We start from the raw sequence: 17,086 nt of genomic DNA on the forward strand, positions 1-17,086 counted from the left end.
AGGCCATCCAATCATGAACGCCGAGCGCCTCACATTGCGCGCGTGGCTGCTTTCCGATGCGCCCGCGTCGCGCTCGCAGGCCGCGCTCGGCCTCGCGTACCGACGCTGGCGCCGTTTCGCCACGAACCCGCTCAACCTGTTCGGGCTCGCGATCCTCGTCGCGCTGATCGTCGTCGCGATCGTCGGCCCGCTGATCATGCCGCACGATCCGCTGCGCCAGGTGCTGTCCGACCGCCTGCTGCCGCCCGGCTCGCCGTCGCACTGGTTCGGCACCGACCAGCTCGGCCGCGACATCCTCTCGCGGCTGATCGCCGGCTCGCGCCTCACGCTCGGCATCGCGCTGCTCGTCGTCGTGATCGTCGTGCCGATCGGCCTGTTGATCGGCACGACGGCCGGCTATTGCGGCGGCTTCGTCGACAGCGTGCTGATGCGCATCACCGACATCGCGCTCGCGTTCCCGAAGATCGTGCTCGCGCTCGCATTCGCGGCCGCGCTCGGGCCCGGCGTGATCAACGCGGTCGTCGCGATCTCGATCACCGCGTGGCCCGCGTATGCGCGGCTCGCGCGCGCCGAAACGATCCGCATCGCGCAGGCCGACTACATCCACGCCGCGCGGCTGCAAGGCGCGTCGGGCCCGCGGATCCTGCTGCGCTACATCATGCCGCTGTGCATGTCGTCGGTGATCGTGCGCGCGACGCTCGACATGGCCGGCATCATCCTGACCGTCGCGGGCCTCGGCTTTCTCGGCCTCGGCGCGCAGCCGCCGAGCCCCGAGTGGGGCTTCATGGTCGCGTCGGGCCGCAACGTGCTGCTCGACGCATGGTGGGTCGCGACGCTGCCCGGCATCGCGATCCTGCTCGTGAGCCTCGCGTTCAACCTGCTCGGCGACGGGCTGCGCGACGTCTTCGATCCCCGTCATGGAGCGTGACATGCCGATGCATTCCACCACCGCGCCCGCGCCGCTCTGCGAGATCGACGGCCTGAAAATCGGCTTTCGCGGGCACGACGGCGTCGTCACCGACGCGGTGCGCGACCTGTCGCTGACGCTCGCCCCCGGCGAACGGCTCGGCATCGTCGGCGAATCGGGTTCCGGCAAGTCGCTGACGGGCCGCGCGCTGCTCGGCCTGCTGCCCGACGCCGCCCGCTGGTCGGCACGCACGATGCGCTTCGCGGGCCACGACCTGCTCGCGATGTCGCCGCGCGAACGCCGGCGGCTGTGCGGCAGCCAGATGGGCATGATCCTGCAGGACCCGAAGTATTCGCTGAACCCGGTGATGACGGTCGCGAAGCAGATGGGCGAAGCGTTCCGCCTGCACGAGCCCGGGCTGCGCGGCCGCGCGCTGCGCGAACGGATCGTCGACGCGCTCGCGGCCGTGCAGATCCGCGACCCGGCGCGCGTCGCCGATGCGTATCCGCACGAGTTGTCGGGCGGCATGGGCCAGCGCGTGATGATCGCGATGATGGTGTCGACCGGCCCGCGCCTGCTGATCGCCGACGAACCGACGTCCGCGCTCGACGTCGCGGTCTCGATGCAGGTGCTCGCGGTGCTCGACGCGATGATCGCGCGGCATGGTACGGGCCTGATGTTCATCAGCCACGACCTGCCGCTCGTGATGTCGTTCTGCGATCGCGTCGCGGTGATGTACGCGGGCCGCGTGGTCGAAACCTGCGCCGCGCGCGACCTGCGCGACGCATCTCATCCCTATACGCGCGGGCTGCTCGCGGCGAACCCGCCGCTCGCGAACCCGCCGGACGAACTGCCCGTGCTGCGGCGCGATCCGGCCTGGCTCGATCCCGCACCGCATGCGCCCACACCCGCCGATCGCCAGGAGGCTGCACGATGATCGACGTCGATCACGCATCGATCCGTTTCCCGACCCGCACGGGTCACGTCGACGCCGTGCGCGACGCAAGCTTCGCGGTGCGCGACGGCGAGGTGTTCGGGCTCGTCGGCGAATCGGGCTCCGGCAAGTCGACGCTGCTGCGCGCGCTGACGGGCCTCGTGCCGCTCGCGGCCGGCAGCCTGTCGATCGACGGACGGCCGGTCGGCGGCACCCCCGACCGTGCGTTCCGCCGCCACGTGCAGATGGTGTTCCAGGATCCGTATGCGTCGCTGCATCCACGCTTCACCGTCGACCAGACGCTGCGCGAGCCGCTGTCGATCCATGCGATCGGCGACGCCGATGCGCGGATCGCCCGCGCGCTGTCCGAGGTCGGCCTCGGTCCCGCGTTCCGCTTCCGCTATCCGCACCAGTTGTCGGGCGGCCAGCGGCAGCGCGTCGCGATCGCACGCGCGCTGATCGTCGAGCCGCGCGTGCTGCTGCTCGACGAACCGACGTCCGCGCTCGACGTGTCGGTGCAGGCCGAGATCCTGAACCTGCTGCGCCGCCTGCATCGCGAACGCAATCTGACGATGATCCTCGTCAGCCACAACCTCGCGGTGATCGGCTTCCTGTGCCAGCGCGTCGCCGTGATGCAGCATGGCGAGATCGTCGAGCAGCTTCGAGTCGAGGACGTGCGCACCGGGCAGGTCGCGCGCGACTACACGCGTACGCTGCTGCAAGCGACCGAAGGCTACCGCCGTCTCGACCCGGTCACGAGCGCGCCGGCCGCCTGACATCTGCGCGACGCGCCGGCATGCGATACTCCGCACACCACGCGCCGGCTTGCCGCCGCATGGAACCCTTGTGCGTCGCACGGGTCAATTTCCTTTCGTCAACAGCTCAACAGCAATAGGGAGGCGTTCATGCTGCAATTCATCGAAACCCTGGTCGTCGGGCTCATCGTCGGCCTCCTCGCCCGCGCACTCAAGCCCGGCGACGACAAGATGGGCATCCTGATGACGGCCGTACTCGGCGTCGTCGGCGCGCTGGTCGCCGGCTACGTCGGCCGCGCGGCCGGCTGGTATGCGCCGGGCCAGGGTGCGGGCTGGATCGCATCGATCATCGGCGCGATCGTGCTGCTGGTGATCGTCGGCGCGGTGCGCAAGCGCATGGCCTGATCGCGTCGCCACACCGCCCCACGCAAAACGGCCGCTCGGGATCACCGAGCGGCCGTTTTCTTTTGGCCAACGACGATTCGCGCTACTACCGATTCGTTGATTCCGCAACGATTCACCCGCAAAAAACGGCGTCCGCCGGCAACCGTCCCTCTGGTTTACTACACCGGCATTACCCGGGCTTGCGGCCGCTCAATTTTGAGATAAATTGATTGAAGGAATACGCCGCTGTTTGCTTATTCCCGCTATTTCCGTTTTTTCATTCAAGAGGTCCGATGGATTTGCCGTTTACGCAGTCAGCATCGCGGCGTTGACGGACTGCCACCCGAGCGGCCCCGCTGCGACGCGCTTCCTCTCTGGAGCCTGTCATGAAGCATCGCCTGCTCGCCGCCTCGTTCGCCCTGGCTGCCTCGCTTCTGGCCACGTCCTCGTCCTTTGCCGCCGGCGCGTCCGGCATCATCTACTTCTCCGGCATGATCGTCGAGCCGCCCTGCTCGTTCGCGCTCGATACGCCCAACACCGCGCCCGCTCGCGTGCGCGCCGACTGCCCGCGCCCGGCGACCGGCCAGATCGCGTTCGTCGACGCGGCGAGCATGCAGGCCGTCAAGACCACGACCTTTACTCAGGCCTCGCGCGCAATCGTTTTACCGAACCGTCCGGGCAACAATCTCGCGCCGATGATCGCCGTCGTGACCTACCAGTAACACCGGCCGCCCGCGCGGCGCGCGGCGGGTCCGACGCGGCCGCGCGTCAGTCGCGATGGCGCGCGATCCAGTCGCTGAATGCGCGGATCTTCTGCTGGTTGCCGATGTTCTCGGGATAGACGAAGAAGTAGCGTGCGCCGGTCTCGAGCACGATGTCGAACGGCCGTTCGAGCCGGCGCGCGCTGACGTCGTCGTCGACAAGCGTCACGTCGCCGATCGCGACGCCGAAGCCCTGCATCGCCGCGTTGGTCGCGAGATCGAGCGTGTCGAAGGTCGGCCCGCGCGCGGGATCGACGCCGCGCTCGCCCGCATGATCGAGCCATGCGCGCCAGTCGCGATGGTCGCGGGTCGGATGCAGCAGCGTATGGCGCGCGAGATCGCCCACCGTGTCGAGCGGCGACGCCTGCCGCAACTCCGGTGCGCATACCGGCGTCAGCCGTTCGTCGAACAGCGGCAGCGCGAATACGCCCGCGCCCGGCGACGTGCCGTAGACGATTGCCGCGTCGAACGGCTCGGTCGAGAAATCGACGTCGTGCTGCCACGCGGTCGTGATCTGCACATGGAGATCGGGATGCTCGCCCTGGAAGCGCATGATGCGCGGCAGCATCCAGCGGATCACGCAGGTCGGCACCTTCAGCGCGAGATCGGTGCGCTGACGCGTGAGCTTCATCGAGATGTCCTCGATCCGCGCGAAGCTCTCGTTGACCACCGGCAGCAGCTGCTCGCCCTCGGCCGTCAGCGTGAGGCCCTTCGCATGGCGCTTGAACAGCGGAAAGCCGTAATGCGCCTCGAGCGTCTGGATCTGCCGGCTCACCGCGCCCTGCGTGATGCATAGCTGCTCGGCCGCGCGCGTGAAGCTGCGGTGGCGAGCCACCGTCGAGAAGATCTGCAGCGCGTGCAGGGGCGGAAGTCGGCGCATGAAGAGACAGGAAACGGAAGGACCGCACGCCGACGCCGGCGCGCGCTGACCGACACGATAAGCCAAACGCCGGCTTTGCGCGAGGCGCGCGACGCTCAGGCCGTCGCGGCGAGTGCGCCCGCCGCGATGCGCGCCGCCGATGCGACGACGTCCGCGCGGGCCGCCGCGTCGGCCTGCGGCTGCGTGAACGACACGGCCATCACGAGCGGCGCGCGCGACGGCGGCCACAGCACCGCGACGTCGGTCGTCGTGCCGTAACCGCCCGTGCCGGCCTTGTCCGCGACGCGCCAGCCGGGCGGCATGCCCGCCGCGATGCCGGTCGCGCCGCGCGCGCCGCCGACCATCCATTCCGTCAGTTGCGCGCGCTGCGGTTCGCGCAGCGTGTCGCCGAGCAGCAGCCGCTGCAGCGTGTCGATCATCGCGACCGGCGTCGACGTGTCGCGTTCGTCATCCGGCACGGCCTTGTTCAGTTCGGGTTCCCAGTGATCGAGGCGAAACGTCGTGTCGCCGCTCTCGTGTGCGAACGACGTGACGGCCTGCGGGCCGCCGAGCACGCCCATCAGCAGGTTGCCCGCGCCCTTGTCGCCCGAGCGCAGCATCGCTTCGCAAAGCTGCGCGATCGTCATGCCCGTGTCGACATGGCTTTCCGTGATCGGCGAACCCGACACGACTTCGTAGCGGCGATACAGGATGCGGCGCGGCAGCAGCGACGCGTCGAGCGCGCCGCGCGCGAGTATCGCGCCGGCGGCGACGACCGCATACGTGCCGCACAGAGGAAAGCGCTCGCGCGCGTGGTGGGCGATGCGCACGCCGTTCGACGTATCGAGCGCGGCGACGCCGAGCCGGCCGTTCGACGCTTTCTCGAGTGCGGCGAGTTCGGCTTGCGCGGCATGGGCGCGCCCCTGGTCGGCGACCGGCGCTGACGTGCACGCGGCGACGAACGGCGCGGCAACGGCGGCAAGCAACAGCGAGCGGCGTGTCGGAGAGTGTTCCATGGATGAATAGTGTTCTGTCGGAAACGATGGCACGAAGCAACGCGGGCACGCATCGGCGATGCACGCCCGTTCACGCCGACGGCCGGCCCGCGACGGTATTCGCCGCGCATCCCCGAAAGACGGCCGTCGGCCCCGCGCGAAGCACGGGATTCGCAAACAGCCCCTAGCCTAGCAGCGACAGTCGTCGCGTTCCAGCAGAACAGCCCGGCTTCATCCTTGCGAAGAAGGCAGGTACGGCATCGGATTCACCGGCTTGCCGTCGCGCCGCACTTCGAACAGCAGCGCGACGCGCGAGTTGTCGAGATCGCCCATCTCGGCAATCTCGTCGCCCTGGCGCACGATGTCGCCCGTCTTCACGAGCACCTTGCGATTGTGCGCATAGGCGGTCAGGAAATCCGCGTTGTGCTGGACGATGATCAGGCTGCCGTAATCGTTCAGGCCGGTGCCCGCGTACATCACGCGGCCGTCGGCCGCCGCGCGAACCGGGTCGCCCGGCCGGCCGGCGATCTGGATGCCGCGGTTCTGCCCCGGCCGGAACCCTTCGACGATCTTGCCGTTCGCGGGCCATTTGAGCGCGACGCCGCCCGCATGCCGCTTCGTTTCCTTCACGACCTGACGGTTGCTCGCCGTCGATGCCGCGGCCTGATTGCCGGCCACCGCATCGCTCGCGGCGGCCGGCGCGGCGGCCTGCGTGCCGGCCGCGCCCGACGGCGGCAGCGGCTGCTGCCTGACGATGCGCAGCACCTGCCCCTTGCGCAGCTTGCCGTTCGCGCCCAGCTTGTTCCAGGTGCGCAGGTCGGCAACGCTGCAGTCGTTCGCGGACGCGATGCCCGTCAGCGTGTCGCCGCGTTTCACGACGTACTTTTGCGCGACGAGAATCGGCGCCGGCGGCGGCGTGGCGGCCGACGGCGCAGCTGTGGGCTGGCTCGACGGCGACGGCTGCCCCGCCAGCGTGTCGCTCGGCGGGACGGACTGCGTGTTTGCACAACCGGCCATGACGAGCACGGCGGCCAGGCCCGACAGCCACGCCGCATTGCGGCAAATCTCGCGCGTTTTCATGGACGACCCGACTCCGGTTTGACAATCTTTCAAGCATCTCAAAAACGGAACGGCCGACGTGTAACCGGATGCAAACAATGATGACAAACGATCACGAACGGGACGCCGGCCGACATTCGCTACCGGTAATACGGTCCGATCCCGAAAAACTTGATGGTCTTTTCGCGTGAAAACGGAAGAATTTTCGTTTCAAGAGACTATGGCGGATTGATTCCAATAGGATTGCGCCGCCGCGCTCAACGCAGCCATGCGACGAGTTCGGAACAGGCCCACGCGATGCCGATGCACAGGAACAACACATGCAACGCGATCTTGAACGACACGCCCCACGACGAATCGATCTGCATGACTGGCTCCCCGGTGTCGAGATGCGGCCATGATCGGGCATCGATCGTGCCCCGAAAATGCGGAACCGGCGAATCGGGTCTCAGGCTGCGCCTGAGACCGACGCTGCGGTTCCTGCTAACTTATCGGCCATTCCAACGCTATCGCTCCCCGCCCATCATGCGCTTCGACCTGACCGACCTGCGGCTCTTCCTGAACATCTGCGAGGCCGGCACGATCACGAGCGGCGCCGAACGCACGCACATCACGCTGCAGGCCGCGAGCGAGCGCATCCGCGGCATGGAGGACGAACTCGGCGTGCCGCTGCTGCACCGGACCAAGTCGGGCGCGCAGGCGACCGACGCCGGCCGCGCGCTCGAACACCACGCGCGCACGGTGCTGCAACAGATCGACCACATGCGCGGCGAACTGCAGCAATACGGTCAGGGGCTGCGCGGCCATATCCGGCTGCTGTGCAACACGGCGTCGCTGAGCGAATACCTGCCCGACGCGCTGGCCGATTACCTGCCGCATCATCCGAAGCTGTCGATCAGCGTCGAGGAGCGTTCGAGCCAGGAGATCGTGCATGCGATCCGCAACAAGACGGCCGAGGTCGGCATCGTTGCCGATTCGGTCGGGCTCGGCGGGCTCGAACAGAAACCGTTCCGCGAAGACTGGCTGATCGTCGTCGTGCCGGCCGCGCATCCGCTCGCGTCGCACGACAAGGTCGCGTTCGACGCGATCGCCGACGCCGATTTCATCGGCCTCACCGACGGCAGCGCGCTGCAGGTGCATCTGGCCGACCAGGCGCGCGCGCTCGGCAAGCGGATCCGCTATCGCGTGCAGTTGAAGAGCTTCGATGCGATCTGCCGCGTGATCGCGAGCGGCGTGGGCATCGGCATCGTGTCGCGGCACGCGGCCGAGCGCGCGATGCAGACGCTGGACGTGCGGCTCGTCGAACTGGCCGATCCATGGAGCCATCGGAAGCTGACGCTCTGCGCGCGGTCGTTCGATGCACTGCCGAAGTACACACGGGAGTTCGTGGCGTTTTTGTCCGGCGAACCAGCGCCGCGGTGACGCGCGCCCCCACCCCACCGGCATACGGAGGCACGGCCATGACCGACACCGATCTCGCCACCCGCTACCGCGCGTATATCGACTGCCTGAACCGGCAGGACTGGCCGTCACTCGGCCAGTATGTCGACGACAACGTGATCCACAACGATCGGCCGCTCGGCCTCGCCGGTTACCGCGCGATGCTGGAACAGGACTTTCGCGACATCCCCGATCTCCGTTTCGACATCCGGCTGCTCGCGTGCGAGCCGCCGCGCGTCGCGAGCCGCCTTCGCTTCGCGTGTTCGCCGAAAGGGACGTTCATGGGGCTCGCCGTCGACGGCAGGAAGGTCACGTTCGCCGAGAACGTGTTCTACGAGTTCCACGACGGCAAGATCCGACAGGTCTGGTCGGTGATCGACAAGGCAGCGATCGAGGCCCAGCTTTAGCAGCGCCGGCGCGGCCGGGCGCCGGTCGTGATCGATGCGCCGATGCCCGGTTTGATTCGTTTCGATCCTTAAGGATAACGTTTTCTCTCAAATGTGATCAAACGCGCATCACTGGAGAGCACACCCGCCTGCCGCTTCAGCGTCGGTATCCCGCACTGCGTCTAATCGACTTCGGCAAAAATTCCCCGTAATTTACGTGTAATCCCGATCTCGCCCCAGCCTCCTCTCTCTTCCCACTATTCGGGTTTCTACCGGCGCCTCCGGCGTCAAAGTTCATTGACATCACGCCGTTCGATGCCTAAATTTGGAAAACGTTTTCCAACGCATCGGCGCGACGCCGGCCTCGGCCCGCGCAGGGGGAACGCTTGCCCGCTCGGGTTGTGATTCAGGCCATCCGTCGTCAGGGATCAGGGTTGCATGGCGGAGGTCAGGTACGGGTGTCGAGCGCGGCAACGGCCATACCTGCCCGTCCTTCATCACTATTCAAACTGGAGACACCATGCATCCGCGCAGCAGATTCGCGCTAGGCGCCGCGCTCAGCGCCCTTTCCGTCCTGTTCGTCAGCGCGTGCGGCGGCAGCGACGTGACCGACACGCCGCCGCCGTCGCCGCCCCCCTCTTCGACACCCGCGCTCGCGGCGAACTCGCTGCAGGCGCTCGTCTACGGCGCGCCCGACACCAGCGTGCCGGCCGGCACGAACATTCCCGTCACGATGATGGGCCAGATGCGCGCGCTGTTCGACCTGATCCGGAAATCGCCCGACTTCACGCAGGTCGTGATGGATCTCGGCGACGGCACGCCGGTGCACGTGCTCGATACGAACACCGGCGACAAATTCCTGCCCGGCAAGCTCGCGCTCGGCCTGTCGTACATCCTGATCGACATGAAGTCGAAGGGCGACCCGCAATACGCGAGCTACCTCGCGACGTACCAGTCGATCACGACCGCGATGATGGCGCAGTCGGGCGGCAACTACGCATATGCGAATACGTCGTGGGGCGAGTACTACTACCTCGTCGCGCTGAACAACCTGAAGGCGCACGGGATGCTCAACGAAGTCTTCAGCGACGCGATGCTCGCGACGCTGCAGCAGCGGCTCACCTTCTGCGACATGTTCGGCCCCGACGCGAGCGGCAAGACCAGTACGTGCCCGGCCGCCGGCACGCCGATCGACATCGCGTCGCTCAACACCGCGCAGAACTACTATGCGGTGTCCTACGGAATCGCCGGGCTGCGGCAGAAGCTCGGCTGGAGCAGCCCGTCATTCGCGTCGGCGACCGATCCGTCCGTCGCGACGATGGGCGCGCGCGACGCGCTGCTGTACACGCTCGCGAACCACATCCGCAAGGATTCGTCGGGCGGGTTCTCGGACGAAGCGTCGAACACGCACACGACCTATTACGACCAGGCGCGCTTCGACCGCTACAGCACGCTGCTGATCGGCGAAGTGGTCGAGCGCACGCTCGAGATGGGTAACGAAGCGAATCTCACGCCCGAGCTGAAGGGTTATCTGCGCAAGTCGGTCGACCTGATCCTGCCGCAGCTGAACACCGACGGCCAGGGCTTCGACTACGGCCGCTCGATCGGCCCGTACGGCGATTCCGCGTTCATGGAAGTGCTGACGGCCGCGGCCAACGCCGGTGTGCTGTCCGACCAGGAGAAGCAGGTCGCGTATGCATTCATCTACCGGGCCGCGCATCGCTTCGACACCTACTGGTACGACCCGTCGCTGCCGACGCCGTCGGTGAACATGTGGGTCAAGGGTCGCGGCACCGACACGTATCGCGGCAAGCCGCGCGTGATGGGCGAGAACTTCAGCCTGCTGCACCAGTACCTGTACGTGAACGCGTGGTGGAACAAGCTCGGCTTCGGCGGCAAGGCGCCGATGGCGGATGCGGACTACAACGCGTGGCTCGACGCGCTGCCGCGCTACACGCTCACCCGGTACAACCAGCCCGGCGACACCGCGCATCCGTACAGCGCGGCGCTGCTCACCGTGCGCGACGGCCGGCGCGTGATCAACCTGAACCTCAGCCAGGCGCCCGACTACAACTCGTTCACGCCGTACTACCCGGTGCCGTTCTCCGACAGGCTGATCTACGGCACGACCGATCTCGGCTATGCGCTGCTGGTGCCGCAGGTGTCGTACAACGGGAAGACCTACATTCCCGTCACGTACTACAGGAACCTGAGCGTGCAGCAGGCCAACGGCCAGGTGATCGTGTCGTTCGATACCGCGAAATTCCGTCTCGCGTCGAAGAACGCGGCGTACACGACCGATCTCGACCTGCAGGTGCATTCGGTGCTGACGTTCGCGCACGGCACGGTCGCGCGCAGCGATACGCTGAGTTCGGGCACGCTCGCCGGCAACCTGTCGGTCGAGACGGACTTCACGTCGTTCGCGGATTTCGCGTCCACGCATGCCAACGGCGACGGCGTATCGGTGGCATACGCGAACAGCGCTGCGACCGGCTATGCGGCATCCGGGTTCGACAACTGTGTGCTGTCCGCCTTCGACACGGCAAACGGCACGACGAATCCGCTGTCGACGACGCCGATCGGCCAGTTGCATTCGAACTTCGCGTGCACGACGAAGCCGTTTGCGCTCGGCGCGGGCACGACCCGCACGCTCGGTTGGACACTGAAGTACGCCGATCCGGCCTGAGCGGTGCGACCGCCGTCCTGTTACAGCTCCCGAAGCCGGCAGCAGAAACCGGCTTCGGGATGTTTCGGGACGGCGGGCATCACGCTCCGCGGCGATACCCGCTTACAGCCACCCCGAGGCGGCCATGTACGCACCGAGCGCAATCAGCCCGACGAAGAAACAGCGCCTGAACGCCTTCTCGCTCATCACGCGCCGCGCGTATTGCCCGCCGGCCATTCCGGCCAGCGCCGGCACGAGCGCAAGCGCCGACACGCCGAGATCGACCGTCTGCAGCGCGCCCGTCACGCGCAACTGCAAGCCGAGCGCGATCGTCGATGCGGTAAACGACAGCCCGAGCGCCTGGATCAGGTCGTCCTTCGACAGCCGCAGCGCCTGCAGGTAAGGCACGGCCGGCACGACGAACACGCCGGTCGCGGCCGTCACGACGCCCGTCAGATAGCCGACCACGGCCGACAGCCAGGTTTCGTGACGCCCCGGCGCGGGCAGCCGCGCGGCGGCCAGCCCCCATAGACCGTAGGCGATCAGCACCACGCCCAACGCCGCATGCGTCCACGTGCTGCCGGCCGCGAGCGCGGGCAACCCGCCCGTCAGCGTGCCGATCGCGAGACCGGCGAGCAGCGGCCACAGGCGACGCAGCAACGGCCCGAACGACGGGCCGAGCCACAACTGCCACACATTGGTGATGAACGACGGCACGAGCAGCAGGCTCGCCGCAGCCGACGGCGGCATCGCGAGCGTCAGCAACCCCATCGCGATCGTCGGCAGCCCGAGCCCGATCATTCCCTTCACCGCGCCGGCCAGCAGGAAAACCAGCGCGATGATCGTCAGCGTATGAATTTGCATGGAGGGCGTTCCGTCCGGTTGGGATGATTACGGCGCCGATGGTGAACCGCCGTCAGCCCGCCCGCCATCTGGTTTTGCCTGAGGCTGGCTAGGGCCTGTCGGGCGGGCCTGTCAGGCCCTCCGTTCAGGCCCCATGGATCACCCCCGCGTCTGCTCGCTGTCGAGGTGAGCCATCTGTGGCCGGATAGCGGTCACCGGCAGCCGCCCCGGCGGGAACCGCCGTTTCGATGCGCGAGAGATCATTGACCGTTAGTTGCAATTCAGGCGCGTGCAATGCGTCCTTCAATTGCGTGCGCTTGCGCGCGCCGACCAGCGGCACGATGTCGATGCCGCGCGACAGCGCCCACGCGATCGCGCGCAGCGCATCGACCTTCGAGTGGTGAGTGGATGGACCGGATTGTCGGTGCGTCGCGGCGCGCGATAAGCGCGAAACGCGAAACGCTCCACCAAACCATTCGACGCTGATCAACAATGGAGCCTGTTCCAATCCGCCAACGCTCCGCCCCGTATGGACCACCTGCAAGCAATGCGCATCTTCGCGCGCGTCGCCCATCTCGGCAGCTTCACGAAAGCGGCCGAGCAGTTGCAACTGCCGCGCCCGACGGTGAGCAACGCCGTCCAGTATCTGGAAAAGCACCTGAATATCCGCCTGCTGCAGCGCACGACGCGGCGCGTCGCGCTGACCGCCGAGGGCGCGACCTATTACGAGCGCTGCGTGCAGTTGCTGGCCGATCTCGACGATGCGGAATCGCTGTTCGAGGACGCCCGCGCATCGCCGCGCGGCGTGATCCGCGTCGACCTGCCCGAGCGCTTCGCGCTGAACCAGGTGATTCCGGCGCTGCCGGATTTTCATGCGCGCTACCCCGACCTGCGCGTCATGATCAGCACGACCGACCGCTTCGTCGATCTCGTCTCCGACGGCATCGACTGCGCGGTGCGGGTCGGCGTGCTGTCCGACACGTCGCTCGTCGCGCGGCGGATCGGCGAGATGGCGCAGATCAACTGCGCGTCGCCCGCGTATCTCGCGCGCCACGGCACGCCGAGATCGCCGGACGAACTGCCCGACCACGTCGCGGTCGGCTATTTCTCGAGCCGCACGGGCCGCGAGCTGGACTGGGAATATGCGGACATGGATACGGGCGAGCTGCACGCGGTGAAGATGCGCAGCATCGTGTCGGTGAACAGCTCGCAGGCGTATCTCGCGTGCTGTCTCGCCGGCCTCGGGCTGATCCAGGCGCCGCGCGACGGGCTCGCGCCGCTGTTCGCCGACGGCTCGCTGGTCGAAGTGCTGCCGGAATGGCATGCCGAGCCGCTGCCCGTGTCGGTGGTGTTCACGCACGGGCGCCATCTCGCGCCGCGCGTGCGGATCTTCGTCGACTGGCTCGCGGAAACGCTCGGCGGCACGCGCCAGGCGGGCTGACAAGGGCCGGCACCGGCGCGCCCGGCACCGGCCGCCGCCCGTTCAGAACTTGTGGCGGATCGCGGCGCGCACCGCGAACTGGTTCGACGACGACGACGGCCCGTCCGTCCCGACGACGTAGCCGCCGTCGGCCGCCGTGCCGGTCTTGTCGCCGCCGACCTTCTGCCACGCGCCCTGCAGATAGACGTCGGTGCGCTTCGACAGGCTGTAGTCGGCCATCAGGCCGACCGTGTGGTACTTCGGCTTGAACGAGCCGGCCGCGGCATCGAACTTGCCGTCCGTGTATACGTACTGCGCGCCGAGATAGAAATCGGGCGTGAGCTGGTACTTGCCGTTGATCTCGAAGTTCTGGAACTTCGTCGCGGTCAGCCCGAGGCCGGCGAAGGTCGAGGCCGGCAGGTAGACGGTCGACACCGGGTTCTTCACGTCCGTCTTCGTGTAAACGAAGCCGACCGTTGCCGGGCCGAACGTGTAGTTGACGCCGCCACCGAAGATGCGCAGGCGATCGGCGACGAAGTTCGCGTCGTCGGCCGCGATCGCGCCCGCGCTGCCGACGCCCGGGTTGTTCGCCTGCAGGTACGCGCCCGCGACCTGCAGCCCGGCCAGCGAATACTGCGCACCGATGCTGTACTGGCGGTTGTTCGAGAAACCGGTGCTGTTGCTGAAGCTGTACGTGCCGCCGAACGTCAGGCCGTTCCAGTCGGGGCTCGCGTACTTGACCGTGTTGTTGACGCGGAACGAGTTGTCCGTGTTGTCGTTGTCGAACGGGTGCGAAAACAGCGTGCCGCCCCAGTTGCCGTTCGCGGTCAGCGGCGCGAGATAGTCGACGACGGAATCGTACTGGCGGCCGAAGGTCAGCGTGCCGAAGCGCGACTCGGTCAGCCCGACGAACGCCTGGCGGCCAAACATGCGGCCGCCCTGGTTGAACCGGCCGTTGTTCACGTCAAAACCGTTTTCCAGCGTGAAGATCGCCTTGAGCCCGCCGCCGAGATCCTCGCTGCCCTTCAGGCCCCAGCGGCTGCCCTGCGCGAAACCGCTCGCGAGCTGGTAATTCGTCTTTCCGACCCCATTGACGTTCACGTTGTTCGTGTAATTGAAGCCTTCGTCGATCAGGCCGTACAGCGTCACGCTGTTCTGGGCAAAGGCCGGCGCGGCGAAGGCAGCGAGCGCGGCGGCAAAAATGACGTGCTTCTTCATGACGGATCTCCGGAGCCGAGGGCCGGGCGGGCCGAGCGCCCGGCGAATGTTTGGTCTGTTTTGTGTGTGGCCCGCAGGGCGGACGACGCGGTGTGCGGCCGCGTGAGGACAAAATGGTGTCACGTCGCAAACCGTCCGTCCATCGGGGTAAGGAAACCGCGCGCAAAGCGTTGCGCTCTCCCAACTGCCCCGTTGCGCAGACAGCCTGACCGGGCTTGTCGGCAGCGGCGGTCCGGCCCGCCATCCGCGTAAACCCGATGAGCGTCGCATCGGTGGCACAATGCGCATCCGTTCGCCATTTCTTCACGAAGTCATGCTTCACCCCGATTCATGCGCGGCGTATGCCGGCCGCGCACGCGGCCCGCGCCGGGCGGCGGTCCGATGACCGCGCCTGCCCGGGCCGGCCGCTACGCCGAGCTCGATTTCTTCCGCGGCCTCGTGCTGCTCGTCATCGTCGTCGACCATATCGGCGGCAGCATCCTGTCGCGCGTGACGCTGCACGCGTACGCGCTGTGCGACGCGGCCGAGGTATTCGTGTTCCTCGGCGGCTTCGCGACCGCGATCGCGTACAACTCGCTCGCCGAGCGGCACGACGAGGCCGCCGCGCGCCAGCGCTTCATCCTGCGCGCGTTCGAGATCTACCGCGCGTTCCTCGTGACGGCCGGCCTGATGCTGCTGATCACGGCCGCGCTGAACGCGTTCGCGATCGACGGCCCGAACATGCCGACCAACGATCTCGACGGCCTGCTCCACAAACCGCTCGCCGCGCTGCGCGACATCCTGCTGTTCCGCCGCCAGCCGTACCTCGCGTCGGTGCTGCCGATGTACGCGTTCTTCGCGCTGCTCGTCCCGCTCGCACTGCCGCTCGCGCGCACGCAGCCGTGGCTGATGCTCGCGTTCAGCGGATCGCTGTGGTACGCGGCGCCGCACGTCGCGCGCTTTTTGCCGACCGTCGAAGGCGCGCCGTGGGACTTCAATCCGTTCGCGTGGCAGTTCCTGTTCGTGCTCGGCGTAATCGCGCGCTGCCAGCCCGTCTACCAGACGCTCGCGCCCAGGCCGCAGGGCTGGCTGCTGACGGCCGTGTCGCTCGCGATCGTCGCCGCCGGCGCGTACTACCGGCTGCGCATCGAGCCGTTCCCGACCGATCCGTCGATCAAGCAGAACCTCGGCGCGCTGCGGCTCGTGAACTTCCTCGCGATCGCGTGGCTCGCGGCCAAGCTCGTGCACCTCGGCTGGATGAAGAAAGTCGCGCACGCGATGCCGTGGATCGGCACGATCGGCCGGCAGGGGCTGCTGTGCTTCGTCGCGGGCACCGGCATCTCGCTCGCGGTCGATTCGCTGCTTTACCAGGCGACCGAAGGCTATCTCGACGTGCCGCTCGGCCTGACCGCCGATGCCGTCGCGATGGGCCTGCTGTATCTCGTCGCCAAACTCTATGGGCCGCTCGTCGCGCGGCTGCCGTTCCGTTCGCGGCAATGACGCGCCGCGCCGTCATGCGCCGCTGCTACGATAGCCGGCGCCTCTCCTGAAACGATTCGCCATGCGCCGACTCGCCCTACCGTTCGCCGTCGCCCTGATCGCCGGCTCCATCGCCACCGCCCGCGCCACGCCGGCCGCGCCGACGGTATCGCCCGCGCCGCCGCTGGCCGCGCAAGCCGCCCAGGAGCCGCCGGTCAATCCGGGCAGCAGCGTCGCGCTGCGCACGTTCCGGTCGGCATCGCTGAAGCGCGACTGGTCGTACACGGTCTACCTGCCGCCCGGCTATAACCCGGAAGGCGCGCGCTACCCGGTGATGTACCTGCTGCACGGCAATGCCGGCAACGCGAACGACTGGATCACGCAGGGCCGGCTGCAGGCCACCGCCGACACGCTGATCGAGCGCCGCGAGATTCCGCCCGTCGTGATCGTGATGCCGCAGGGCGGCACCGACTGGTACGTCGACCGCAAGGAGAAGATGCAGAGCGCGTTCCTCAACGACCTGCTGCCCGAAGTCGAAGCGCACTTCGCGGTGTCGAACCAGCGCGCGGGCCGCGCGATCGGCGGCGTGTCGATGGGCGGCTTCGGCGCGCTGCGCTTCTCGCTGCTCGAACCCGGCCTGTTCTGCGGCGCGATGCTGCTGAGCCCCGCGATCTATGCGAACGAGCCGCCGCTCAATTCCGCCGCGCGCTATGTCGGCGTGTTCGGCGACCGGCAGTTCGACTCGCGCGTGTGGCACGAGCTCAACTACCCGGCGCTGATGCGCGGCTATTTCGCGCGTAGCTGGCGCGTGCCGATGTTCATCGCGGCCGGCGACGACGACCTGACGATCCAGGCGGAATCGAGCGTGCTGTACACGCAGCTGCGCCGTGCGCAGAACCCGGCCGAGCTGCGCATCGTCGAAGGCGGACATACGTGGGACGTGTGGCGCGGGCTGCTCGGGCAGGGGTTGAAGTACGCGCTCGAGTGCGTGAAGTGACGGCG

16 protein-coding genes and 1 pseudogene are annotated in these 17,086 nt (G+C 67.7%); 11 read left to right on the forward strand and 6 right to left on the reverse strand.

The genetic code is table 11. From position 1 onward, the window contains the following. Positions 1-13: 13 nt before the first annotated feature. The 5 genes from nikC to FPJ27_RS12610 all read left to right on the forward strand — a co-directional run bounded on the left by nikC (position 14) and on the right by FPJ27_RS12610 (position 3,702). The gene (nikC, locus tag FPJ27_RS12590) at positions 14-928 is read left to right on the forward strand and encodes a nickel transporter permease (protein ID WP_204421344.1); all 915 of its coding nucleotides are present in this window, start codon (positions 14-16) and stop codon (positions 926-928) included. Between the two features lies 1 nt (position 929). Then, the gene (locus tag FPJ27_RS12595; protein ID WP_204421345.1) at positions 930-1,844 is read left to right on the forward strand and encodes an ABC transporter ATP-binding protein; all 915 of its coding nucleotides are present in this window, start codon (positions 930-932) and stop codon (positions 1,842-1,844) included. Then, positions 1,841-2,617 (forward strand): ABC transporter ATP-binding protein, encoded by a 777-nt coding sequence (locus FPJ27_RS12600; protein WP_204421346.1) that lies wholly within the window; start codon positions 1,841-1,843, stop codon positions 2,615-2,617. The genes FPJ27_RS12595 and FPJ27_RS12600 overlap by 4 nt, the downstream gene beginning before the upstream one ends. A gap of 129 nt (positions 2,618-2,746) precedes the next feature. Next, positions 2,747-3,001 (forward strand): GlsB/YeaQ/YmgE family stress response membrane protein, encoded by a 255-nt coding sequence (locus FPJ27_RS12605; RefSeq protein ID WP_034180284.1) that lies wholly within the window; start codon positions 2,747-2,749, stop codon positions 2,999-3,001. Positions 3,002-3,366: 365 nt separating this feature from the next. Next, entirely contained in the window at positions 3,367-3,702 is a 336-nt protein-coding gene (locus FPJ27_RS12610; protein WP_204421347.1) for a type 1 fimbrial protein, read from the forward strand. Between the two features lie 46 nt (positions 3,703-3,748). On the opposite strand, the gene FPJ27_RS12615 is transcribed toward FPJ27_RS12610, so the two are convergent. The 3 genes from FPJ27_RS12615 to FPJ27_RS12625 form a co-directional block, all read right to left on the reverse strand. Further along, on the reverse strand, positions 3,749-4,621 hold the full coding sequence (locus FPJ27_RS12615; RefSeq protein WP_204421348.1) for a LysR substrate-binding domain-containing protein: 873 nt from the start codon (positions 4,619-4,621) through the stop codon (positions 3,749-3,751). A 95-nt stretch (positions 4,622-4,716) separates the two neighbouring features. Beyond that, a complete protein-coding gene (bla, locus tag FPJ27_RS12620) occupies positions 4,717-5,616 on the reverse strand; it encodes a class A beta-lactamase (RefSeq protein WP_204421349.1) in 900 nt (299 codons plus the stop codon). 210 nt (positions 5,617-5,826) lie between these two features. Beyond that, on the reverse strand, positions 5,827-6,675 hold the full coding sequence (locus FPJ27_RS12625) for a peptidoglycan DD-metalloendopeptidase family protein (protein WP_204421350.1): 849 nt from the start codon (positions 6,673-6,675) through the stop codon (positions 5,827-5,829). A 504-nt stretch (positions 6,676-7,179) separates the two neighbouring features. Between FPJ27_RS12625 and FPJ27_RS12630 the strand changes: the two genes are divergently transcribed. The 3 genes from FPJ27_RS12630 to FPJ27_RS12640 all read left to right on the forward strand — a co-directional run bounded on the left by FPJ27_RS12630 (position 7,180) and on the right by FPJ27_RS12640 (position 11,166). Then, positions 7,180-8,076, forward strand: coding sequence for a LysR substrate-binding domain-containing protein (locus FPJ27_RS12630; RefSeq protein WP_204421351.1), 897 nt, complete (start codon positions 7,180-7,182; stop codon positions 8,074-8,076). Positions 8,077-8,114: 38 nt separating this feature from the next. Further along, positions 8,115-8,501: an ester cyclase gene (locus tag FPJ27_RS12635; RefSeq protein ID WP_204421352.1), complete on the forward strand. Its 387-nt coding sequence runs from the start codon at positions 8,115-8,117 to the stop codon at positions 8,499-8,501. 499 nt (positions 8,502-9,000) lie between these two features. Continuing rightward, on the forward strand, positions 9,001-11,166 hold the full coding sequence (locus FPJ27_RS12640; protein WP_204421353.1) for a hypothetical protein: 2,166 nt from the start codon (positions 9,001-9,003) through the stop codon (positions 11,164-11,166). Between the two features lie 102 nt (positions 11,167-11,268). On the opposite strand, the gene FPJ27_RS12645 is transcribed toward FPJ27_RS12640, so the two are convergent. Both FPJ27_RS12645 and FPJ27_RS12650 read right to left on the reverse strand, forming a co-directional pair. Next, positions 11,269-12,009 carry a sulfite exporter TauE/SafE family protein gene (locus FPJ27_RS12645; RefSeq protein WP_204421354.1) on the reverse strand — a complete coding sequence of 247 codons (741 nt, stop codon included), beginning with the start codon at positions 12,007-12,009 and terminating at the stop codon, positions 11,269-11,271. A 138-nt stretch (positions 12,010-12,147) separates the two neighbouring features. Then, a pseudogene (locus FPJ27_RS12650) lies at positions 12,148-12,427 on the reverse strand (aldo/keto reductase); the annotation flags it as partial. A gap of 90 nt (positions 12,428-12,517) precedes the next feature. On the opposite strand from FPJ27_RS12650, the gene FPJ27_RS12655 reads away from it, so the two are divergent. Beyond that, positions 12,518-13,429, forward strand: coding sequence for a LysR family transcriptional regulator (locus FPJ27_RS12655; protein ID WP_175959304.1), 912 nt, complete (start codon positions 12,518-12,520; stop codon positions 13,427-13,429). A gap of 42 nt (positions 13,430-13,471) precedes the next feature. On the opposite strand, the gene FPJ27_RS12660 is transcribed toward FPJ27_RS12655, so the two are convergent. Continuing rightward, positions 13,472-14,626 (reverse strand): porin, encoded by a 1,155-nt coding sequence (locus FPJ27_RS12660; protein WP_175959305.1) that lies wholly within the window; start codon positions 14,624-14,626, stop codon positions 13,472-13,474. A 381-nt stretch (positions 14,627-15,007) separates the two neighbouring features. Between FPJ27_RS12660 and FPJ27_RS12665 the strand changes: the two genes are divergently transcribed. After that, the gene (locus FPJ27_RS12665) at positions 15,008-16,105 is read left to right on the forward strand and encodes an OpgC domain-containing protein (protein WP_034180944.1); all 1,098 of its coding nucleotides are present in this window, start codon (positions 15,008-15,010) and stop codon (positions 16,103-16,105) included. 61 nt (positions 16,106-16,166) lie between these two features. Next, the gene (locus FPJ27_RS12670) at positions 16,167-17,081 is read left to right on the forward strand and encodes an alpha/beta hydrolase-fold protein (protein WP_204421355.1); all 915 of its coding nucleotides are present in this window, start codon (positions 16,167-16,169) and stop codon (positions 17,079-17,081) included. Positions 17,082-17,086: the final 5 nt, after the last annotated feature.

Origin of the sequence: Burkholderia sp. MS455 (assembly GCF_016899445.1) — a bacterium.
GTDB lineage: Bacteria > Pseudomonadota > Gammaproteobacteria > Burkholderiales > Burkholderiaceae > Burkholderia > Burkholderia pyrrocinia_C.